This is a genomic window from Kiritimatiellaceae bacterium (assembly GCA_013141415.1).
Classification (GTDB): domain Bacteria; phylum Verrucomicrobiota; class Kiritimatiellia; order Kiritimatiellales; family Tichowtungiaceae; genus Tichowtungia.
Map to the genome: position 1 here is coordinate 382,087 of JABFQY010000005.1, position 22,932 is coordinate 405,018.

Sequence of the window (22,932 nt, forward strand, 5' to 3'; positions counted from 1 at the left end):
GGGAACCCCGGCGGGGAAGCCCCGCGGGGTAAGGGGTCGTGATTTTACGCAGGGAAGCTGGGGATAACATGAAAAAACGGGCGGTTTTAATCAGTGTTCTGCTGGGCGTTGCGGGTCTGGCGGGAGCGGCCGTGCTCAACGAATGGAATTTTTATTCCGATCCGTCCGGCCGGACGCTTTCGCAGGCGGTGAACTCCAAAAGCGCGGCGGTTTTTTCAGCGGGCGGCACCGGCTTTCTGGAGACCGACGGGCGGGGCGCTCTGGTTGGTGCGTATGAAGATGCCGGGTCATCGGGCATGTGGACCAACGGAGCGATTCTGAATGCAGCTCTGGGATCGGCTGTCTCTGACGGAGTCCGGTATTTGCGCTTTGATTTTTCCTATGACCTGAGCAGCACAAACAATAACAGCGGCGCGGTGCTGGGATTTGCTTTGCGTGACAGTACCGGCGGGCAGGTGGCCGGGGTGGCTCTGCGATATGACACCGGATCGGGCGCGGTTCCGGCTTACACGGCGACGGAGCTGACCGCATTGACGAATACGGCCGGAACGGTGGCTGTGGTTGCGAAGATTGATCTGACGGGTCAGACGCTCAATGTCTGGTATAGTCTGGCCGGCGACGTGAGCGGTTTTTCTGAAGGCTCCCCGCATTACAGTACAGCGGTGACGCTCAATACATTTGATTCGCTGAGGTTTCATGCAACCGGGGATATGCGACCGGCCGGATCAACCGATCAGGTTGCAGCCAATCTGCTGCGCACGGCGGACAGCTGGGCGGACATTCTATCTGCCGAGCCTCAGGTTCCGGCTGGCAAGTACCGCAATGAATGGACCTTTGAGCGCGATATTTCCGGCCGGGCGCTGAGCGAGGCCATCAACTCCGGAACGAACTCTCCGCTGGCACAGTTTGCCGCCGGATCGGGCAGTACCGTTTTTACGACCAACCGGGCGCTGCTTTGCACCGGTGAGGACGCGGGGACCGGCGGAGTCTGGACCAACGGAGCGCTGCTGGACGCGGCTTTGCCGTCATCCACCTCCGGCGTGCACTATCTGCGCTACGATGTGGCCTATTCACTGACCAACAGCGCCAATAACAGCGGCACGGTACTGGGCGTTTATTTCAGCGGTGATTCCGGCACGAAAGTCGCCGGTCTGGTTCTCGGCTATGATACCGGAAATCTGGAGAGCGCCAAACCGGCCGGGTATGCGCTGATGCCGGTTCCCGGCGCGCAGGACCTTTCCTTGTCCGGAACCCTGAGTGCGGTGGCAGAGGTTGATCTGGACAGTGATACTCTGAAGGTCTGGTATGATCTGAGCGGCAGCAATACCTTTACACAGGGATCGCCCGCCTTCACCACCAATATCACGCTGACCGCCATGGATCATCTGCGTTTCCACGCCACTGGCGACTTCCGGCCGGCCGGATCGACGGACTACGCAGCGGTTGACAACATCCGCCATTCCGCCTCCTGGGCGGAGGTGACCGAGCCTCCGGCCAATCTGGCGGCGAGTCCGGTGCTTTCTCTGGGCGTGAGTGACAGTCTGGGTGGTGCGATGGATATCGGCCAGACCAATCTCGTCACGGTTGTCATCACCAACAGCGGCGGGGCGGCGACCCATGTGACGTCCGTGCTGACGCATGACGGAGCTGGGTCTGCTTTTACCGTGACGTCCAATAACGCGGCGGTTGCGCTGGGCGGCGGGGCCGTGCTCACCAATACCTATGAGGTCATTGCGCTGCAGGGGGGCCGTTATGTTTTCACAGCGACCGGCATTTCCGATCAGACCAACAGCGCTCCGGCGCAGCTGAGGCTTGCGGTCGGAGTCAATCTCAGTTTTCTGGCGCCGGGGATCACGGAAGTTTCCGGCGGGGTGATACCCGGCTACTACGAGCCGGGTGAGACCTTGAACATCACGATTTCCACCACCAACGACGGAGCCCGCAGTGTATCGAATATCGTCAACACGCTGAGCGCGGGGTCGTCCGGCTTCACGGTGACTCCGGCCTCTGCTTCCTATGCTTCTCTGGTGCCCGGTGCGCTCACCTCCACGGTTTATCAGGTACTCATCAGTCCGGCGGTGACGGCGGGAAGTTATACATTTTTTGTCACCAACCGCTCCGGAAGTCTGAGCTGGACGGATTCGTTCTCGCTGGATGTATTCAGCGGAGGAATTCCGGGCGTTTCGGCGACGGCGCTGACGATCCGGGTTGCCGCAGGCTCAACCGCCTCGGCCGCGGTTATGCTGACCAATGCCGGTAACGCCGGACTCAGTTTCAATGTGACCGATGATGGACGTCTTCCCGCCGGAAACTACACCGTGACGACACAGGCGGCCGACCGGCTGGGGTTTGTTCCGGCGCAGTTTAGTCCCGATTCGCTCTTCACCAACTGGAGCGGTAACCTGACGGCCTCCTCGGCCATCGGATTTACCATGCCGCTTGGCGGAAATCTCTACACCGCCTTTTTCGTGAACCGCACTGGGATGCTTACACTGACCTCCACCAATGGAGCCTCCGCCACGCTGATGCCGTTTCACAGCGCCGCCGCGCTGAACACCAATTCGATCCGGTTTGTAAGGAGCACCAACCGGCTGGCGGTCGCCTGGGGCAACGCTACCGGACAGGAATTTCAGGCTTGGATCAATGCCGACGGAACGGTTCAGTACCTTTACCAGTACGGTTCGTGGGGCAGTGCCGACATCCGCATTCAGGATCAAGTGATCAGCCACACGCCGGGACTGACCGCCACTGACGCGATTCGGCTGACGCCTTCGTTCTGGGTTTCGTACACGCCGTCAAACGGGCTCGTTAATCCGGCCTCCGCTCAGGCGCTGAGCTTTACCGCGAATGCGCAGGGACAGGCTCCAGGCACCAACCGGTTTAATACCACGGTGAACTGGAATACCGGAACCAGCAACACCATCGCCGTCACGGTGATTGTCGAAGCGGTTGCACCCCGCCTTGCCATTGTGTCCCCTCAGCCGTTTAATTTCAGCGGAGCGGCGGGGTTCATTACGCACACCAATCTGGTTCTGACCAACAGCGGCAACGTCGCGCTCAGTTACACTGTTACCGACAGCGGCTTGCAGCTCTCCGGCTACAGCTGGACGAACACGGTGCACGGCTGGCAGCATATTCCGGCGGTCTCCGGTTCGATTCTCAGCCCGTCAGACTTCGGAACCCGGGTGCTGGATATCGGCTTTCCATTTGTTTATTTCGGTCGTGTCTGCACCTCGTTGACCGCTCAGGCTGGCGGAGTACTGACGCTTGGATCGGGACAGACAATTCGTCCATTCGGAGCGAATCTTTCGGTCGATGCCAATGCCTCCGTACGGTTCTTCACAGATGCCAGCAGCCGGATGATCATCACCTGGGAAAACATGGCGCAGTCCGGCGGCGGAGCCGACCAGACGTTCCAAGCCGTGCTGGAGCGCAGCGGAGCAATACGCTTCAATTACCAGACGCTCGGTAGCGGCTGGAGTAACGGTGTGATCCGCCTGAGCGACACCTCCGGTACGGTCAGCGGAACACTGATTAATTCGGCGACAACTGTCACGAACATCACTGTGACTCCGGTTTATTCCAATCAGGTGACTACGATTGGATCTATCACATTTACCAATCAGATCAAAACCGGCGAGACGGTCACGACAAACATCACGTACACCGCAACGGCGAATAATCAGTCGCTGGTGTTTACGCCCGGTGCGCAGCGGATCATCAGCGCGTCTCCTTCAACCGGGACACTCCTCACCGGTCAAACAGCCGATATCCTGATTACGGGGGATGCGCGCAGTCTGAGCGGCGGCGGCGCAAATGATGTGACCAACAGCACCACATTGACCTTCAGCTATTCCGGAAAAACGACCAATGCGCCGATCCGGTTTACCGCCACCAACAGCGTCGAGGCGGCCTACGCCGCCAGTGCAGAGAGTATGTGGGGCGCGGAACCGGTGTTCACCAGCCGGCAGAATTCTGACGGGTCACGGACGATTGAATGGTTCGGTGCCGATGACGGGCTCAGCCGGACATACACGGTCTGGTACACGACGAACCTGATGGGCGTCTGGGAAATGCTCTACCGGGCTGACAACGTTTACAGCTTCACCGACAGCATTCATGCCGGTGTGCCGGTTATTTATTATAAAGTGAGTGTTGAATAAAAGGATTCACCGGAGATGCTGCCGTGAAGTGAGTACAACAATTTCAGTTGAACCGGCGGGCCCGGACGGAGCGGTCTTCGCATGCCGTCGTACCGGAAATATTGGTTCCCCAGCCAACCCCCCGGGACTTTGTCCGGCCCGCCGTGTTCAACTGATCCAGAAAGAAGGTACGCCATGAAAACCCGTGTTAAAAGGCTAATAGTTCTCCTGGTTTTTGCACTCGGCACGCTGAATACCTTTGCCGTGTGGACGACACAAACCTGCCCGGACGGACGGGTTGTAGCCATTGCCCCGGAAGGGACGGGCTACTGCGGAAGAGATGGCCGGACCGTATCGGTTCCCAGGGACTGGGGTAAGGATGCCGGATTGGACGGGCGAATGGTCGCCATTCCGCCGCAGGGAAGCGCCAAACGGGGTGGCGACGGTCGGGCGATTGCTATCCCGGGCGGCTGGAGCTTTAAGGTTGGAACCGATGGTCGCGGCGTTGCCGTTCCTCCCGGAGGCAAGGCGCTCAGCGGGAAAGATAAACGGCTGGTCGCTGTTCCGGAAGGCTGGACGTACGTTGAAGGCAAAGACGGGCGTGTCACCGCGGTACCGCCGGAAGCCGTCACGGAAACCGGAGAAGATGAGCGCATCATTGCCATTCCCAAGGGATGGACCAGCGCTGCCGGCGGAGATAAACGCATGGTAGCGATTCCACCGGGAGGAGAATCGGTTGCAGGTGCCGATCAGCGCGTAACGCCGCTTCCGCCGGACAACTTTGACTTAACCGACTACATCACCTTCTACTGCATTATTGGAGCGCAGGCGGAAACGCAGGCGGAAGAAGAAGCCGATGCGGCGCAGGCGGACGGAAGTATTTAACCTGCCGGGATAAGGCCGCGTTTTTCGTTCTGCCGGAAGGGTTGAACTGAGTGGCGGCCTTCAGGTGTTGGAGCGCGCTTCAAAATCTCCATCAGTCGTTCAGCACCAGACACTCCAGCTGGTCGAAATAGGCGTTGCCCGCCCCCAATGTGTTACAGCTGAGAATTGGAATGGAGGCCAAACACCTCATCTAAAGCAAAAGAGCCGGAAAATTCATTCCGGCTCTTTAAGTTGGTAGCGGGGCTGGGATTTGAACCCAGGACCTTCAGGTTATGAGCCTGACGAGCTACCAGACTGCTCCACCCCGCAACTATTTGCGAAGCGGGGAAGATAGACTATATTTGACTCCACACAAGCACTTTTTTCTAAACCCTTGTAAAAAGGGTGCGCGGGCCCGTCTGGACGGTTCCGGATGACGGATTATTTTCTGTAATGAATTATTAATTCTTTTTTACCTTTTAAACGCCGACAACTGTTTTTATTGTCCAACCAGCCGAAGCGGATTAAACGGACAAGAGGGTTGTGATGAAGATTGCGGACAACGTAAAAAAGATTTTGCTGGTGGATGATTTTCATCTTTGCAGAACGTTCTTTGCCGAGGGCTTAAGGCAGTCGCCGGGTGTTCTTGTTTTCGAATCTTCGCATTCCGATGACGCGCTTGATCAGATTCAGTCCATTTGCCCGGATGTGATCCTATTGAATATTTCCATGCAACATTGCAGCGGGATGTCTCTGCTTCAGCTGATTCATCGGAAGTTTCCGATGGTCGGCCTGCTGACTTTTTCGTATTTGCACCACGACCACGTCTATGCCGAACGGACAATTTGCGCCGGAGCCTCCGGGTATATTTCCATTGATGAGCCGGGCGAGAACCTGCTGGCGGCAGTCGAGGCGGTTTCTTCAGGCGGTGTCTATCTTAACTCTGAGTTGCGCAAAAAAACCGGCATACGTTCTGTGCGGCGGGGCCGGGAAACCGGGTCGCCGTTCGACCGGCTTTCACACCGTGAATTCGAGGTCTTTTGTTTGACCGGGCACGGTTATGTTCCCAAGCGGATTGCCGATAAACTCAAGGTGAGTGTTAAGACCATCGAGACCTATCGCGAACGGATTCGCGAAAAGCTGGGGCTGACGGATGGAAGCGATCTGCTGTATCACGCAAGCAGTTTCATCCGCGAACAGAGCCAGCCGCAATTGTTGTAGAATTTGTCATTCATTTGAAACCTCTTGCGGGCGATTTGTGCCTCAGGTAATCTCTCCAGCCTGGAGGAGGGGCGGATGGTCGAGAGGTTACGAAACAATTTACTGGCTTGTTTTACCTCGCAGGCACGTTGCTGGGTGATCGGCTTGACGATGATCGTGGTCTTGCTGACCGGATTGTGGGCCGCCAAGCAATCGGGTCTGGCCGTTGATCTCCAGATGCGCCGCGAGCTGGTGCGGCATGCCGCCGGAGTTGCGGCGGCGATCAGCCCGTCCAGTTTGCGCGTCCTTTCATTTACTGAAGGGGACGGCTGTCTGCCTGAATTCCGGCAGCTTTGCGGTCAGTTGCAGGCGTATGCCGAGACAGCCGGACTGCACCGTCTTTATACGATAGCTTTGCTGGACGGGCAGATTGTGTCCGGGCCGGAGAGTCTTCCGGAAGGGCACCCGCAGGCTTCACCGCCCGGAACCGTTTGTGGAAGCCCTGATCTGAGTAATTTTAAAATTTTCCAGACAGGCCGTCCGCAAATTCAAGGCCCGGTCCGCGGAGAATACGGAACTCATGTGACCGCTTTGGTTCCGGTTATCGATCCGGTTTCCGGCGATGTGCTGGCGGTGGTCGGTGTGGATAAAGAAGTTGGTGAATGGAAAGATGCCGTCCGGCGTGCACAATGGGTTCCCGGCGGAATCACTCTGACTCTTCTTCTGCTACTGCTGTTGATCGGATTGTTTTTGCGTCTGCACCGGCGGTCTGTTCCGGATGGAGCCGCGCGATTCCGGCATACGGAAGCGATGCTTTGCGCCGTCTTTCTGACCGCCTTAAGTCTGGCCGTGGCCGGTCATTTTCACCGTCTGGAGCGGGACTTCCGCCTGAACACATTTTATTTGCAGGCACAGAGCCACTCCGCAACGTATCTGGCTGAAATGAATGATTTGGATGCAGCGATCGACCAAATGGTCTGCTTTTTTGAATCCAGTCAGAACATCATCTACAACGAGTTCAGATCCTACTGCCAGAAAAACATTCAACGAGGCCTGATGGATGCCTGCATATGGGCACCAGCCGTTTCGGAAGAGTCCGCCGGATTAATTGTTCAGGCGGCGCACGGCGAAGGATTTCCGGATTTTTCCATCTGGCAGAAAAATGCGAAAGGCGTCCGCGAGCCGGTTTCTGGCCGTCCGGAGTATTATCCGGTACGGTATGTTGTGCCGTCCGGATCCGATGCGGTTCTGGGTTTGGATTTAAACTCGGAACCGTTTTGCAGTGCCGCGCTGCAACAGGCGCTGAGGACCGGGTTGAGTACAGCGACCGATCCGGTTCAGCTGTTTTCATCTGCGAATTCTCTGCCGGTTTTTTTGATTTTAAAACCGGTGAGCGCTCAGGAGCAAAAGGGTCTGGCGATTTTTGCTGTACACCCCGAAAATCTGCTGGGCGGCGGGCGTCTTGGTGGACAGAGACAGAGCGATATTGAAGTTTGTTTGTCTCAGCTGAAGGTTGGACAGCCGCCTTTTTTAATTGCGGGCTCATCCGGCTTGTGCGGTCCGGAATGCTGGACGCTTCGTGATGAAGAGCTGGGCGTTACGGTGCCGGTGTTCCGGTTCGGCAAGGTTTATGCCCTTCGCATGGTGCCGGAGGCATCCTGGCTGGCAGCGCATCCGTTAAACAGCGGCTGGATCGCCGGTTTGACCGGGTTGCTGATTACCGGCCTGATCAGCGGCATGGTCGCGCTGATCACCGGTCGGCGGGTTGCACTTGAGAGACAGGTTGAGCGCCGCACGAAGGAACTCAAGGAGAGCGAAACGCGGTTTAAAGACATCACGCTGAACACCAGCGACTGGGTTTGGGAAACCGATGCCAACAGGCGGTTTTCCTACGCTTCGGAAAAGTCGATTGATCTGTTGGGATATACACCGCAGGAGCTGATCGGAAAAAAACAGATCGAACTGATGACGTCGGCGCAGGCGGCGGAAGCCGGAGAATTTTTTGACGGAGTGATTAATGAGCGCAAGTCGTTTCGCGACTACGAAAACTGGAATGTGCGTAAAGACGGAACGCTCGTTTGTCTGTTAAGCAGCGGGATTCCTGTTTTTGCAGAAGACGGAACGTTTGCCGGTTATCGCGGCACCGACACCGATATCACCGCCCGCAAACGGGCCGAACAGAATTTGACCGAGAGCGAGGAGCGTTACCGTCTGCTGGCGGAAAATATTCAGGATGTGGTCACCATTTTCTCTCCCGGCGGGAAAGCACTGTATGCATCGCCTTCCATTCAGCCGGTGCTGGGCTATCCGCCGGATGATTTCCGGGGGATGGATTTGTACGCGCTGGTTCATCTGGAAGATTTGGCGGGTCTGCGCGCCATGATGGCCCGACTGACGGCCAGCGGTACGGTGAATGATTATGAAGCGAGGTTCCGCACCCGCGACGGGTCGTATGTCTGGATGTCCACTTCAATCAAACTGGTGAGGGACTCTTCCGGCAAGCCGCTGGAACTGGTTTGTTCCAGCCGCAACATTGAACAGCGCAGGCAGACCGAAGAATCTTTACGGACTTCGCAGAAGTTCACCGAGGACATTATCAACGCGATTCCTATTCAGGTGTTCTGGAAAAATAAAGATCTCGTTTTCTTGGGCTGTAACACGGTCTTCGCACACGACGCAGGATTCGATACTCCGCAGGAGGTCGTCGGGAAAGACGACTATCAGATGAGCTGGAGAGACCGGGCCGAGTTGTGCCGCGCGGATGACAGGAACTTGATGGCGGGCGGGGTATCTCGGTTCCTGCTGGAGAAAACCCGGATACTTTCTGACGGAAGCACGGAGACGACGATCACCAGTAAAGTGCTCCTGCGCGATGAAAACGGTGAAATCAGCGGTTTGCTCGGAGTGTGTATGGATATTACCGACCGAAAAAAGATGGAAAATGCCTTGCGGGAATCTCAACGGATCAACGAGGCAATCATCGACGCGATTCCCGCCAGCATATTTCTGAAGGACAAAAATCTTGTTTTTATGGCCTGCAACGAGATCTTTGCGCGCGAAGCGGGATTTGACAGCCCGCAGGAGGTTGTCGGGAAAGATGATTACCAGATGAGCTGGCGCGATCTGGCCGAACCATACCGCGCCAGCGACCGTGAAATTATGGAAAGCGGCTGTCCCAGACTCCTTCATGAGGGCACCCGGACCTATCCCGACGGAACCACCCGAACGTTCCTTGGCAGCAAGGTGCCTCTGCGCGATGAAAACGGTGAAATTATCGGCCTGTTCGGAATGACGATGGATATTACCGCGAACAAGCGGACGGAGCAGGAGGTTAAGAAATCACTATCGATTCTGGAAGCAACTCTGGAATCAACCGCCGACGGAATCATGGTGGCGGACGGCACCGGAAAGATTGTACGTTACAATCAGAAGTTTGTCGAAATGTGGCGCCTGCCTGAAGATATCGTTGAGGCTGGGCTGGACGGTGCCGCAATGGAATTTGTTCTCAATCAGCTTTGTGAACCGGAGCTGTTTGTTGCCAAGGTGAACGGCTTGTATCAGCATCCGGAGGTGATCAGCCTCGACCTGTTGAACCTCCGGGACGGACGGGTCTTCGAGCGGTACTCTCAGCCGCAGAAAATCGGCGGTGCGGTGGTCGGTCGCGTGTGGAGTTTCCGCGATATTACCGATCAGAAGCAGTCCGAAGAAAAATTGATGGCAAACGAAGATCGCTATCAGCGGCTGGCGCAGCATTTGGAGACGGTGCGTGAAGAAGAACGCAAGCGGCTTTCCCGTGAACTGCACGACGACATCGGGCAGATTCTGACCGCCCTGAAAATCGATCTGGCGGTCGTGGATCAGAACTGTGACTGCGGCGGCGAAGTGAAAGAAAAAACGGCGGACATGCAGGATCTGCTGAGCGACGGCATTAAAAGCGTCCATTCGCTTTGCCGCAGACTGCGGCCCGGCGCGCTCGACGATCTGGGTCTGGAAGAGGCGCTCGCCGGCATGGTGGACGAGTGGCAGCATCGCAACGCGGCGAAATGCGTGCTGTTCGCGGACGTGGATGATGAATCATTTACGGACGAAATCCGGACGGCGGTTTTCCGTCTGGTGCAGGAAGCTCTCACCAATATATCGCGCTACGCCGAGGCTTCGCGGGTTGAAATCAATCTGGTGTCGGACGGGAAAATTCTTAACTTCTCCGTGGCCGACAACGGGCGCGGAATGGCGCCCGGTGCGGCCGAGAAGCCGACTTCGTTTGGACTGCTGGGCATGCGCGAGCGGGTCGAAGTGCTTGGCGGCGAACTGTGTATTGAAAGTGAGCCGGGGCAGGGAACGCAGATTATGGGAACGCTGCCGCTGCCGCTGTGAAATGAATGTGGAGGATTCCCTTACAGAAAGAAAATCACCATCCCGACGTTGTCTCAGCATAAAATACCGCTATTGTCGGAAAATATATGAAGGTTCTTGTAGCAGACGATTCGCAACCGATTCGTAAGCGGCTGGTCGAGCGACTTTTGAGCCAGCCGGGAATTGAGGTTGCCGAAGCGGTGGATACGCCCGGGGCGCTCCAGCGGATTGAAATTTTCCGCCCGGATGTTGCTGTGCTGGATATTCGTATGCCGGGCGGCGGCGGCATCAAGGTGCTCGAAACAATCCGGGCGAGCCATCCGGACATCACGGTCATCATCATGACGAACTATCCGTATGCGCAGTACCGCCGGAAGTGTCTGGATGCCGGAGCGGACTTTTTCTTCGATAAATCCACCGAGTTCGAAAAGGTTCCGGCGATTGTTCAGGAACTGATGACGGTCAGCCCGGATGTGCTGGCGCGCCGCACGGCGGCGGCCCAGCTGGTCGAATCCAAAGAGGCATCGGAAAAAGCGGAACAGCGCCGGAGCGATCTCTCTCTGCTGAGTTCACTTGGTTCTGACGAAAAGCCGTCCGATCTTATGGCTGCCCACGCCATGTGGGAAAAAACCTTCGATGCGATACCGGATCTGGTCGCGCTGTTCGATGCGGAGCACCGGATCATTCGCGTTAACAGAGCCATGGCCGATCTTCTTAATGTGCCCGCCGCCGAACTGACCGGCAAAAAATGTTTTGAATATATTCACGGCACAACCTGCCCGGCGGCTGACTGTCCGCACGAGGCGATGCTTCGCGACGGGCAGGAACATCGGCGGGAAATGTTTTCGGAGAGTCTGGACGGCTGGTTCCATGTCAGCGTTTCACCGATTTACAACAAGACCACGCTGGTTGGCGCGATTCATATCGCCCGTGATGTTACGGCGGTTCGGCAGGCCAGATTGTACGGTGAAATCCAGCACGACATTCTGCAGGTGCTGAATACGTTCAGGGGAGATCAGGAACCCGTTTCGCGCGTTCTGGAACTGCTGAAGGAGAAGACCGGTTTCGATGCCGTTGGAATCCGTCTGGAAAACGGCGGCGATTTTCCGTATTTCGTTCAGAACGGCTTTTCCGGCGATTTTCTGCTGACAGAAAACACGCTGATTGATCGCAGTGTGGATGGCGGGGTCTGCCGGAACGAAGATGGCAGTGTTCGTCTGGAATGCACTTGCGGACTGGTTCTTTCCGGCCAGACGGATCCGTCCAGCCCGCTTTTCACACCGGGCGGATCGTTCTGGATCAATGACTCCTTTCCGCTGCTCGACCTTCCTTCCAGTCAGGATCCCCGGAACCATCCGCGCAATAACTGCATTCATCAGGGATATGCCTCGGTCGCGCTGATACCCATTCGAAACGCGAATAAAATCATCGGGCTGATCCAACTCAACGACCGGCGCAGGAAACGGTTCACCCTCGATATCATTGAACGTCTGGAAGCGATTGCCTCGCATATCGGCGAGGCCTTGGCGCGCAGACAGGCGGAAGAGTCCGTCCGCGAAAACGAAATGCGCTATCACCAGCTGTTTGAATCCATGCAGTCCGGGTTTGCTCTGCATGAAATCATCTGCGACGAAAGAGGAATTCCGTGCGACTACCGTTTTCTGGAGGTCAATCCGGCTTTTGAAAAACTGACCGGACTAAAGGCGGCGGATATGATCGGCAAAACGGTTAAAGAGATTATGCCGGAAACAGAGCCTGTCTGGATTGAGACCTACGGCAAGGTGGCGTTAACGGGTGTGCCGGTGCAGATCGACGACTTTTCCGGTGAGCTGGGCCGTCACTATTCGGTTTCCGCCTATTCTCCGCGCAAAGGCCAGTTTGCTACCGTGTTCGCCGACATCACCGCGCAGAAAGCGGCCGAAGAGACCGTGATTCGCGCCCGGGATACTGCCGAGGCCGCCAGCCTGGAAAAAACGCAGTTTCTGGCCAACATGAGTCACGAACTGCGCACACCGCTCAACGCGATCATCGGGTTTTCCGAACTGCTTCAATTTTCGGAACTCGATGAAGAACAGCGCGACCAGATTGAAACCATCGGCGCCAGCGGGAACGTGATGCTGGCTCTGGTCTCCGACCTTCTCGATATTTCCCGGATCGAACTCGGAAAAATCGAAATCAAAAACGAGGCGTTTGATATCCGTAAAACGGTCAGCGAAACCATCGCACTGCTTTCTCAGCAGGCCGGAAAGAAAGGCGTTGAACTGACCGGCACGGTGGAAGAAAGCGTTCCGGAAAAAATCACCAGCGATCCGGCCCGTCTGCAGCAGGTGCTGGTCAATTTGTTAAATAATTCGCTCAAATTCACGGAAAAAGGATTCGTTCGGCTGACCGTGAGGAGCCGGGCGTTGCCGTCCGGAAGCCGCCGCATTGAATTTGCCGTTGAAGACAGCGGCGAAGGAATCAGCGCCGTCTTCATGAAACGGATTTTTGAACCGTTCCAGCAAGGCGATAACTCCAACACCCGTAAACACGGCGGGGCCGGACTTGGTCTGGCGATTTCGAAAGACCTCGTGAAACTCATGGGCGGCGATATCCGCGTCGAAAGCCGTCAGGGCGAAGGGTCGTGTTTTTCATTTTTTGTTCAGGATCATATCTCAGTGAAAAATGCAGTGGCGGCAGGCGAGGTTCGTAAGCAATGGTCGGGACGGTGTATTTGCGTCTGGAGCGACGACCCGGCCGACATGCGCGCCGCAGAACATCTGCTGGAGCGTTGCGGGGCTTTTCCCCGTTATGCCGAAACGCTGGACGCGATTTATGAAAAGCTCACCTGTGAGGTTCCGGCGGACGCAGTGCTGTGTAATCTCGACCTGCCGGACCTCGCGGAACGGCTTGCCGAATTCAGAAAACTGCGGCCCGATGTCCCTTGGATCGCTTTTTCGAACTGGGCGCACCCGCCTGATGAACAGACAAAAAACTGTTTTGCTGAATTCATTGATCGTCCGCTTAAAGCCGATCCGTTATATGGCGCGCTTGCAAGGATTCACCCGCGATGAAACAAAACGGTCAGCCTCGGCTTTCGTTGTCAGCAACAGAAGGGCTGAAAGCCGCGTCTGTTTTCATTCTGATTTTTATTCTTCTGACAGCCGGGTTCATCACCGCCGGATGTTTTTATTACAAAAATTACAAACAGACTCATCAGGCCGAAGTTGAGCGCCAGCTTCTGGCCATCGCCGACCTGAAAGTCGGCGAGCTGACACAGTACCGCAAAGAGCGGCTGGGCGATGCCGCCATCTTTCACAACAACCCCGTGTTCTCACAATTAGTGCGCCGCTTCCTTGATCAGCCGGAAGATACGGAGGCGAATCGCCTGCTCCGGATATGGCTGAAAAAAAATCAGGAGCACTATCAATACGATCAGGTTTTCCTGCTGGACGCTCAGGGCGCCGCGCGGATGGCCGTCCCCGGGCTGACCACACCGGTTCCCTCTTTGATTTTAGCGCGCCTGCCGGAACTTTTTCAGTCGGGGCAGGTGGTCTTTCAGGATTTTTACCGGCCCGCACCGGGTTCGCCGGTTTACCTGTCGTTGCTGGTTCCCATTCGTGATGAAGAAAACAGCCGTCCGCTGGGTGTGCTGGTTCTGCAAATCAACCCGGCCACCTACCTTTATCCGTTCATCCAGAGCTGGCCCATACCCAGCAGTACGGCCGAAACGCTGCTGGTTCGCCGGGAAGGGAACGAAGTCGTTTTTCTGAACGAACTCCGTTTCCGGAAAAATACCGCGCTCGCCATGCGGGGATCGCTGACCCTCACCAACGTGCCGGCGGTGAAAGCTGCACTGGGACAAAGCGGGATCGTCGAAGGAGATGATTACCGGGGTGAGCCGGTGGTTGCTGCGATTCGCGCCATCCCGGATTCGCCCTGGTTCATGGTGGCCCGTCAGGACAAAACGGAAGTGGTTGCCCCGTTGCAGGCGCAACTCTGGCAGGTGGTCGGTATGGTCGGCGTTCTGCTGTTTGGTTCCGCCGCTGCGATCGGACTGGTCTGGCGGCAGCAGCGCGTCCGGTTTTATCAGGAAAAGGCGAAAACGGCGGAGGCGTTGCGCGAAACCAATGACTATCTGGAAAATCTGATCGACTACGCCAACGCCCCGATCATCGTTTGGAATGCGGACGGCAGGATCACCCGTTTCAATCGCGCCTTCGAATCAATCGCAGGGATGAATGCGGAGCAGGTTCTGGGTCAGGGGCTGGAGGTTCTTTTTGCCGAGGATCAAAAAGCGCGCGCCATGGGAATTGTGAAGAGGGCGAGTGAAGGCGAACGCTTTGATCTGGTGGAGGTCCCTATTCGGCACGCGGACGGTTCACAGCGGACGGTTCTTTGGAACTCGGCGCCCATCTTCGGCCCGGACGGCAAGAGGCAGATGGCCACGATCGCGCAGGGTCAGGATATCACGAACCGGAAAGAAGCTCAGGAGAAACTGATCGAGGCCATGGATGAGCTGCGTGTTTCCAACCGGGATCTGGAACAGTTTGCCTACATCGCCTCACACGACCTGCAGGAACCGCTGCGTATGGTTTCAAATTATGTTCAGCTCATTGAACGGCGCTATAAGGACAAGCTGGATCAGGACGCGCGGGACTTCATCTATTATGCCTCGGACGGCGCGATGCGCATGCAGAAGCTCATTGATTCTCTTCTGGAATATTCCCGTCTGCATTCCCGCCAGAAACCCTTCGCGCCGGTTGACCTGAATCGGATCCTTCAGCGGGTTTTGCGGGATTTTGAAAAACGTATTTTTGAATCCGGCGCGCACGTCACCGCCGGGCCGCTTCCCGGAGTTTCCGGCGACGAGGTGCAGCTTGGACAGGTTTTTCAGAATCTCATCAGCAACGCGCTGAAATTTAAGGGCGACAAATCTCCGGAGGTGCAGATCTCCGCCGATGAATTTCCCGATCACTGGAAAATCACTGTTCGTGATAACGGCATCGGCATTGCGCCGGAATATCAGGAGCGGATTTTTAAGATATTTCAGCGCCTGCACAGCCGAGCGGATTATCCCGGCACCGGCATCGGTCTGGCGGTTTTTAAACGAATAATTGAGCGACACGGCGGAAAGAGCGGTGTAGAGTCCGAGGCAGGAAAAGGGAGTTCTTTCTGGTTCACTCTGCCGAAGAAAGGGAAAAACTGATTATGGCTACGTACCGTGCAATTGAAATTCTGCTGGTCGAAGATAATCCCGGAGATGTCCGCCTGACTCAGGAGGCGCTCAAGGAAAATAAAATCCGTAACAATCTGCACGTTGCGAAGGATGGCGTGGAAGCCATGAAGTTTCTCCGGCGCATAAACGGTCACGGAGGCGCCCCGCGTCCCGATCTGGTTCTTCTGGATCTGAATCTTCCCAAAAAAGACGGCCGTGAAGTGCTGGCCGAAATCAAGACGGATGAAAGCCTGCGCTCTATTCCGGTCGTGATTCTGACCACCTCTGACGCCGAAGACGATGTAGCCAAGGCCTATCACATGTACGCCAACTGCTATATCCGTAAGCCGATCGACCTGAACCGCTTCATCGAAGTAATCAAAGTCATCGAAAACTTCTGGCTCTCCATCGTCGAACTTCCGCCGAACCACTGACGGGTTCCTGTATTTTCCGAGCCTTGGAAATTGCAATCGGGGGGCGGTTCATCATAATCGGCGCCCTTATGGATAAAAAACCGTTCAACAAAATCAGCACCGGCATCAATCTCGAAGAGTTCATCAACGTGGCGGAACTTCGTTACGACGGACGCAAACCCGACCAGCTCCGCCCGGTAAAATTTACCCGCGACTTCACCATCAACGCCAAAGCCTCCGTGCTGGTTGAAATGGGCAATACCAAAGTCATCTGCGCCGTCAGCGTGGACGAAAGCGTTCCCGGCTGGATGCGCGCCCAGAATGTCGAAGGCGGCTGGCTGACCTGCGAATATTCTATGCTCCCGAGCGCCACGGCCGACCGCGCCAAGCGTGAAGCCGCAATGGGAAAACTCGGCGGACGCACCATGGAAATTCAGCGGCTGATCGGCCGCGCGCTTCGCTCCGTCATTGATTTGAAAAAGCTGGGCCGCCGCCAGCTTTACATCGACTGCGACGTCATTCAGGCCGATGGCGGAACCCGTACAGCCTCCATCACCGGCGCGTATGTCGCGCTTCGCCTGGCGGTTGACCGCCTGCTCGCTGAAAAACTGATCAAAGAAGATCCGATCAAAGAAGCCATCGCCGCCATCAGCGTCGGAATTCATAAAGGCGTACCGCTGCTCGACCTCTGCTACGTCGAAGACTCCAAGGCGGAAGTGGATATGAACGTCGTCATGACCGCCTCCGGCAAACTGGTTGAAGTACAAGGCACCGCCGAAGCAGAGCCGTTCACCAAAGAGCAGATGGCTCAAATGATGGACCTCGCCGAAAAGGGGATCAAAGAACTTCTCGAAGCGCAGAAAGCGTAGCTTTCTGGAGTGCGCCGGCAACTATAGCACTTAACAATTGAGATGCCGTGCGATTCGCTTGTAGGACGCGCTTCCCGTATTCGGGAGCGTGTGTGCTCCTGCCCGTGCATGGGACACAAGCTCTCTGGATACAGAGAAGCTCGTCCTACAAAATATGGGTGCGGCATTTCATTCGTGAAATGCTCTAGCGGGCGACGGCGCTTTCTGTAACAATATAAAAGCGGTGTCGCGTTTCACTTGCCACCGCACTCCAGATTTTCTTACAACGCCGCCCGCCTTCGTTCAGTCTACGGCGAGGCAGGCGAGTATGGCGTTGAAGGTCTGGCTCGGGCGCATGGCGGCGGAGACGAGTGTTGCGTCGGGGCGGTAGTAGCCGCCGATATCGATCGGCTTGCCCTGAACGGCGGTCAGTTCCGCGATAATTTTTGTTTCGTTTTCCGCCTTCGCCAAGGCTGCGGCGGACGAGTCGCTTGCCACCGCACTCCAGATTTTCCTGTAGCGAAGTTGGCGCTGGCGGAGCAGCGCCATCCAGGAGGGTTGCGCTCTGTCGCAACCGGGTTCCAAACATTGGAAACGCGACGAGGGCGTCGCGTCTACGTTTGACCTTGAGACTTTCGACCTTCGACTACAACGCGGCGAGAGCCGCGTTGAACGTCTTGCTCGGGCGCATGGCGGCGGAGACGAGTATTGCGTCGGGGCGGTAGTAGCCGCCGACATCGACCGGCTTGCCCTGAACGGCGGTCAGTTCCGCGATAATTTTTGTTTCGTTTTCCGCCAGTGCTTTGGCGAGCGGGGCGAAGCGCGCTTTGAGTTCCGCATCCTTATTTTGCGCGGCGAGCGCTTCGGCCCAGTAGAGCGCGAGATAGAAGTGGCTTCCGCGGTTGTCGAGTTCGCCGACTTTGCGGGCCGGTGATTTGTCTTCCTGTAAAAATTTCGCGGTAGCGGCGTCGAGTGTGTCGGCGAGAATTTGCGCCTTCGGATTTTTAAATACCGTCGCCAGATGTTCGAGTGATACGCCGAGGGCGAGGAATTCGCCGAGTGAGTCCCAGCGCAGATAGTTTTCTTTCAGGAACTGCTGAACGTGTTTCGGGGCGGAGCCGCCCGCGCCGGTTTCAAACATGCCGCCGCCGTTCATTAGCGGAACAATCGAGAGCATTTTGGCGCTGGTGCCGAGTTCCAGAATCGGGAAGAGGTCGGTGAGGTAGTCGCGCAGGACGTTGCCGGTGACGGAAATGGTATCCAGTCCGGCTTTGGCCCGTTCGAGCGAAAGGCGGGTCGCCGCTTCGGGCGACATGATTTGAAGTTCCAGACCTTTTGTGTCGTGGTCTTTCAGATATTTTTCAACCTTGGCGATGAGCTGGGCGTCGTGGGCGCGGTTTTTATCGAGCCAGAAAATGGCCGGCACGCCGGTGGCGCGGGCGCGGGTGACGGCGAGCTTAACCCAGTCGCGGATCGGCGCGTCTTTTGCCTGACAGGCGCGCCAGATGTCGCCTTTTTCAACCTTGTGCTCAAACAGCACGTTACCGAAGCCATCGCTGACGCGAACGGTTCCGTTTGCCGGAATTTCGAAGGTCTTGTTGTGCGAGCCGTACTCTTCGGCGGCCTGTGCCATGAGGCCGACGTTCGCCACGCTGCCCATCGTGCGCGGATCAAATGCGCCGTGGGTTTTGCAGAAGGCGATGGTTTCGGCGTAGATGCTGGCGTAGCAGCGGTCGGGAATAATAAAGTTGGTGTCCTGCTGTTTGCCGTCCTTGTTCCACATCTGGCCGGAGGTACGGATGGCGGCGGGCATCGAGGCGTCGATGATGATGTCGCTCGGAACATGGAGGTTGGTGATGCCTTTGGCGGAATCGACCATGGCGATGTCCGGCGCGGATTGATAGACAGCGGCGATATCGGTTTCGATCTCGGCTTTTTGATCAGTGGGCAGGGTTGCGATTTTGGCGATCAAGTCGCCAAGACCGTTGTTTACGTTGACGCTCAGCTTGGCGAAGGTGGCGGCATGTTTGTCAAAAACCGGTTTGAAGAAAACGGAAACGCAGTGGCCGAAGATGATCGGGTCGGAGACTTTCATCATGGTGGCCTTCATGTGCAGAGAGAAGAGAACGCCTGCTTTTTTCGAGGCGGCGATTTGGTCCGTCAGGAATTTACGCAGCGCGTTGGCGCTCAGGAACGTTCCGTCAAGAATTTCGCCCGCCTGAAGTTTCAGGCCGTCCTTAAGAACGGTGACGCTGCCGTCGGCGGCGACGAGTTCGATTTTGGCGACGGTTGCTGACGGAACGGTGACCGACTTTTCATTTCCGAAGAAATCGTTGGCGCTCATGCTGGAGACAACGGATTTGGAATCCGGCGACCAAGCGCCCATGCGGTGCGGGTTGTTTTTGGCGTACTGTTTGACGGCGGCGGCGCAGCGGCGGTCGGAGTTGCCTTCGCGCAGAACCGGATTGACCGCGCTGCCTTTGATTTTGTCGTAGCGGGGTTTGGCGGACGGGTCGTCGTAGTCGGGCAGTTTAAAGCCTTTGGACTGGAGTTCAGCGATGCAGGCTTTCAGTTGCGGCATGGAGGCGGAAATGTTCGGCAGTTTGATGATGTTGGCTTCCGGTTGCAGGGTCAGCGCGCCCAGCTCGGTCAGCGCATCGGGAACGCGCTGTTTTTCGGTCAGGAAGTCGGGGAAGGCGGCTAGAATGCGGCCTGCAAGGGAAATGTCGCGCGGTTCGACGGTTACACCGGCGGCGGCGGTGAAGGCTTCAATGATCGGAAGCAGGGATTGTGTGGCTAAAGCCGGGGCTTCGTCGGTAATGGTGTAGATGATTTTGGCTTTGTTGTTCATAGGATTATTTCGGCTGGATCTGTTTGAAAACAGGCAATGTGTATTTAAAGCCGTGATTATGTCAAGGCCGGTTCAGAGTATCCGGAAATGTCTGTTGTGAGGGTGCAATGAAAAACTAAAGGATGTTGTTGAAAGTCGGCAGACAAACCATATAGTTCTGCGCTTTTCTGGGCAGCATTGCCGGGCGCCGTCGAGCGAGCCGGAGCGAAGCGGGCAGAGTAACGAGGTAATAGGTAATGATTGAAAACCTGATTCCATGGATGGTGGCTTTTCCGTTGTTGGCAGGTGTCGTCCTGCTGTTCATTTCCAGCGATATCCTGCGGCGCTACGCCGTCTATGCCGCCACGGCCGTCGTCATGGCCGGATCGGTTCTTCTCGCCTGGAAGTCTAATCAGAACACGATGGGTCTGGACGGGTCTGCGCACAATATCAGTTTTGTCATGCTCGCCGTTGAGGCGCTGATTGCCAGCTTCCTGATCCGGATCACGGCGAAATCCAAAAACTGGCTGGCTCTTGGGTTGCTCCTGACGCAGTTCCTGCTGGTGGCAGGTTTTGAAATTCACGAACTGCTCAAGCCGGTACCGGTGACTGAATCGGTCGCCGCCGTTTCGCCGTGGATTCTCTGCGACCAGCTTTCCGTGATCATGGTTCTGGTGATCGGCATTATCGGCGGTTTGATCTGCATCTATGCACCCGCCTATATGACAGAGTTCCACAAACAGCATCCGGAATTCCGCGACCGCCGCCCGATGTTCTTCGCCACGTTCTTCATCTTCCTCGGCGCCATGTTCGGTATCGTTTTTTCCAACAGCCTGAACTGGCTCTATTTCTTCTGGGAAATCACCACGCTAAGTTCGTTCCTGCTGATCGGCTACAAAGAGACAGCCGAGTCCAAGACCAACGCCATGCGCGCCCTGACGATGAACCTGATGGGCGGTCTTGGTTTTGCGCTGGCGATTGTCCTGCTGGGCAACAACGGAATCGGAACTCTGCTCGGACTGAGAGATCAGGGCCACGCTTCACAGATGATTGTTATCGCTGCCGGCCTGCTCGCTTTCGCCGGTATCACCAAGGCGGCTCAGTTTCCGTTCGCCGGATGGTTGCGCGGTGCGATGGTGGCGCCGACACCGGTTTCCGCGCTGCTGCATTCCAGCACGATGGTGAAGGCGGGCGTTTATCTGGTTCTCCGTCTTGCGCCGAATCTGGAGGGAACGAAAGTTGGACTGGCTGTTGCGCTGGTCGGCGCGGTCACGTTTGTCGCCGGTTCGCTCGTTGCCATTTGTACAAGCGACGCCAAGAAGATCCTGGCCTATTCGACGGTTTCCAACCTCGGACTGATTGTTCTTTGCGGCGGTATCGGCACCAAAGAAGCGGTCTGGGCCGGCATCCTGTTGATCATTTTTCATGCCGTGGCCAAAGCGCTTCTCTTCCTCTGTGTCGGCGTGGTCGAAAACAAGATACACAGCCGCGATGTCGAGGATATGGCCGGACTGGTTCTGCGCATGCCGAAAATCGCGGTGATGATCGAGATCGGTATTGCCGGCATGTTTCTCGCCCCGTTCGGTATGCTGATCAGTAAATGGGCCGTTCTCAAAGCGATTGTTGACGCGCATCCGCTTCTCTCGATCTTCATTGTCTTCGGCAGTTCGGCCACGCTTTTCTTCTGGGTCAAGTGGCTGGGCAAGCTGCTGCAGATTACCGGTTCGATGGAAAAGAAAGAAAAAGGCATCAGCGGCGGAAAATGGGTTGCTCTGGGTTCTCTGGCGGGTTTAACCATTCTCACCTGCATGAGCTTCCCGCTGATCTCCAACCAGTTCATTGAGCCGTATATCGGCGGCGGCTTCAAGGCGGCGGACAGCGTTTTGGGGCACAGCAATCTGATTGTCATGGGACTGATGCTGGCGATGGTGTCGATGTTTCCGCTCAGTTTTTTCAACTACAACCGCAAAGTGAAGGTGGTTGATGCCTATCTCGCCGGTGCCAACGTTGAATCAACCGACGGTCAGGCCCGCTTTCAGGGGTCGGCCGGCATCATCCGCGACATGTCGATGCACAACTATTACATCGGCCAGCTGCTTGGCGAAGAGCGGGTTTTCAAGGCCGGTTTCTGGATTTCGATCGCAACACTGGTCGCGCTGGCCGGAACCTTCCTGATGCCGATCGGCCTGCCGCAGGAAATTATCCACACCATTGCTCCGCATACGCTTCCGTTCAAGGAAGTGATGATCCGTCTGGGAGCTTATCTGGTGCTGGCGCCGCTCATTGGCGGCTTGCTGGCCGGTATCGACCGCAAGCTGACGGCCCGCATGCAAGGTCGTCGCGGTCCGCCGATCCGGCAGGCCTTCTACGATGTCGCCAAACTGTGGGGCAAGGAAAGTATCGTGGTCCGCCGTTCGCAGAACTTCTATGTTCTGTTCTTCTTCCTCTTTGTTGTTTTCACTGGCGCGCTGTTCTTCTGCGGTTCCGACCTGTTGCTGGTGATCTTTTCGCTGACGCTGGCTGGAATTTTTCTTGTCCTCGCGGCCTACAAAGCGAGTTCGCCCTACAGCTTCATCGGAGCCGAGCGTGAACTGATCCAGATGGTCGCCTACGAACCGATGGTGCTGATGGCCGCCGTCGGCATGTACATGACCAGCGGCAGCTTTCGCGTCGATGACATTTTTGCCAACCCCGTCAATCCACTGAAGTTGATTCTGATTTTCGCCGGGTTTCTCTACATTCTGGAAATCAAGTTCCGCAAATCGCCATTTGACCTTTCGACTTCGCACCACGCCCATCAGGAACTGGTGAAAGGGATTACCACCGAATTCTCCGGCAAGATGCTGGCGCTGATCGAAATTGCCCACTGGTACGAGAACGTCGTCCTGTTCGCGTGGGTCGGTTTGTTCTTCGCCTTTAACCTGTGGGTCGCCGCCGCCGCCATGGTGCTGGTCTTCTTCTTTATGATTTTCGTCGACAACACCTTCGCCCGCCTGAAATGGCAGCTCGCGATCAAGAGCGCTTGGACGGTGACGCTGGTGCTGGCGGTAGCCAACCTGATTCTTTTAGCCCTTTGGAAATGAAA

Annotated in this window: 11 protein-coding genes and 1 tRNA gene; 9 read left to right on the top strand and 3 right to left on the bottom strand. The window is 56.4% G+C overall.

Annotated elements, in window-relative coordinates:
- Window positions 1-68 precede the first annotated feature (68 nt).
- The gene (locus HOO88_08665; protein NOU36828.1) at window positions 69-4,163 is read left to right on the top strand and encodes a hypothetical protein; all 4,095 of its coding nucleotides are present in this window, start codon (window positions 69-71) and stop codon (window positions 4,161-4,163) included.
- Window positions 4,164-4,337: 174 nt separating this feature from the next.
- Window positions 4,338-5,027 (top strand): hypothetical protein, encoded by a 690-nt coding sequence (locus tag HOO88_08670; protein ID NOU36829.1) that lies wholly within the window; start codon window positions 4,338-4,340, stop codon window positions 5,025-5,027.
- A 232-nt stretch (window positions 5,028-5,259) separates the two neighbouring features.
- Here the strand turns inward: HOO88_08670 and HOO88_08675 are convergent.
- A tRNA-Met gene (locus tag HOO88_08675) sits at window positions 5,260-5,336 on the bottom strand.
- 213 nt (window positions 5,337-5,549) lie between these two features.
- Between HOO88_08675 and HOO88_08680 the strand changes: the two genes are divergently transcribed.
- The 6 genes from HOO88_08680 to rph all read left to right on the top strand — a co-directional run bounded on the left by HOO88_08680 (window position 5,550) and on the right by rph (window position 17,038).
- The gene (locus tag HOO88_08680; GenBank protein NOU36830.1) at window positions 5,550-6,227 is read left to right on the top strand and encodes a response regulator transcription factor; all 678 of its coding nucleotides are present in this window, start codon (window positions 5,550-5,552) and stop codon (window positions 6,225-6,227) included.
- Between the two features lie 75 nt (window positions 6,228-6,302).
- On the top strand, window positions 6,303-10,580 hold the full coding sequence (locus tag HOO88_08685) for a PAS domain S-box protein (protein ID NOU36831.1): 4,278 nt from the start codon (window positions 6,303-6,305) through the stop codon (window positions 10,578-10,580).
- Window positions 10,581-10,666: 86 nt separating this feature from the next.
- Entirely contained in the window at window positions 10,667-13,612 is a 2,946-nt protein-coding gene (locus HOO88_08690; GenBank protein ID NOU36832.1) for a response regulator, read from the top strand.
- Window positions 13,609-15,747 carry a PAS domain S-box protein gene (locus HOO88_08695; protein ID NOU36833.1) on the top strand — a complete coding sequence of 713 codons (2,139 nt, stop codon included), beginning with the start codon at window positions 13,609-13,611 and terminating at the stop codon, window positions 15,745-15,747. The genes HOO88_08690 and HOO88_08695 overlap by 4 nt, the downstream gene beginning before the upstream one ends.
- A gap of 2 nt (window positions 15,748-15,749) precedes the next feature.
- Window positions 15,750-16,190, top strand: coding sequence for a response regulator (locus tag HOO88_08700; protein NOU36834.1), 441 nt, complete (start codon window positions 15,750-15,752; stop codon window positions 16,188-16,190).
- Window positions 16,191-16,258: 68 nt separating this feature from the next.
- Window positions 16,259-17,038 (top strand): ribonuclease PH, encoded by a 780-nt coding sequence (gene rph / locus HOO88_08705; GenBank protein NOU36835.1) that lies wholly within the window; start codon window positions 16,259-16,261, stop codon window positions 17,036-17,038.
- Window positions 17,039-17,320: 282 nt separating this feature from the next.
- On the opposite strand, the gene HOO88_08710 is transcribed toward rph, so the two are convergent.
- Both HOO88_08710 and HOO88_08715 read right to left on the bottom strand, forming a co-directional pair.
- Window positions 17,321-17,755: a hypothetical protein gene (locus HOO88_08710; GenBank protein NOU36836.1), complete on the bottom strand. Its 435-nt coding sequence runs from the start codon at window positions 17,753-17,755 to the stop codon at window positions 17,321-17,323.
- Window positions 17,664-19,868, bottom strand: coding sequence for an NADP-dependent isocitrate dehydrogenase (locus HOO88_08715; protein NOU36837.1), 2,205 nt, complete (start codon window positions 19,866-19,868; stop codon window positions 17,664-17,666). The genes HOO88_08710 and HOO88_08715 overlap by 92 nt, the downstream gene beginning before the upstream one ends.
- A 236-nt stretch (window positions 19,869-20,104) precedes the next feature.
- Here HOO88_08715 and HOO88_08720 point away from each other — a divergent pair, with 236 nt between their 5' ends.
- Complete coding sequence (locus HOO88_08720; protein ID NOU36838.1) at window positions 20,105-22,930, top strand: hydrogenase; 2,826 nt, start codon at window positions 20,105-20,107, stop codon at window positions 22,928-22,930.
- Window positions 22,931-22,932: the final 2 nt, after the last annotated feature.

What these genes read in the sequence shown, in the direction of transcription:
- HOO88_08665 (NOU36828.1), top strand. Translation starts at nt 69, where the DNA reads ATGAAAAAACGGGCGGTTTTAATCAGTGTTCTGCTGGGCGTTGCGGGT.
- HOO88_08670 (NOU36829.1), top strand. Translation starts at nt 4,338, where the DNA reads ATGAAAACCCGTGTTAAAAGGCTAATAGTTCTCCTGGTTTTTGCACTC.
- HOO88_08685 (NOU36831.1), top strand. Translation starts at nt 6,303, where the DNA reads ATGGTCGAGAGGTTACGAAACAATTTACTGGCTTGTTTTACCTCGCAG.
- HOO88_08690 (NOU36832.1), top strand. Translation starts at nt 10,667, where the DNA reads ATGAAGGTTCTTGTAGCAGACGATTCGCAACCGATTCGTAAGCGGCTG.
- HOO88_08695 (NOU36833.1), top strand. Translation starts at nt 13,609, where the DNA reads ATGAAACAAAACGGTCAGCCTCGGCTTTCGTTGTCAGCAACAGAAGGG.
- HOO88_08700 (NOU36834.1), top strand. Translation starts at nt 15,750, where the DNA reads ATGGCTACGTACCGTGCAATTGAAATTCTGCTGGTCGAAGATAATCCC.
- rph (NOU36835.1), top strand. Translation starts at nt 16,259, where the DNA reads ATGGATAAAAAACCGTTCAACAAAATCAGCACCGGCATCAATCTCGAA.
- HOO88_08710 (NOU36836.1), bottom strand. Translation starts at nt 17,755, where the DNA reads ATGTCGGCGGCTACTACCGCCCCGACGCAATACTCGTCTCCGCCGCCA.
- HOO88_08715 (NOU36837.1), bottom strand. Translation starts at nt 19,868, where the DNA reads ATGAACAACAAAGCCAAAATCATCTACACCATTACCGACGAAGCCCCG.
- HOO88_08720 (NOU36838.1), top strand. Translation starts at nt 20,105, where the DNA reads ATGATTGAAAACCTGATTCCATGGATGGTGGCTTTTCCGTTGTTGGCA.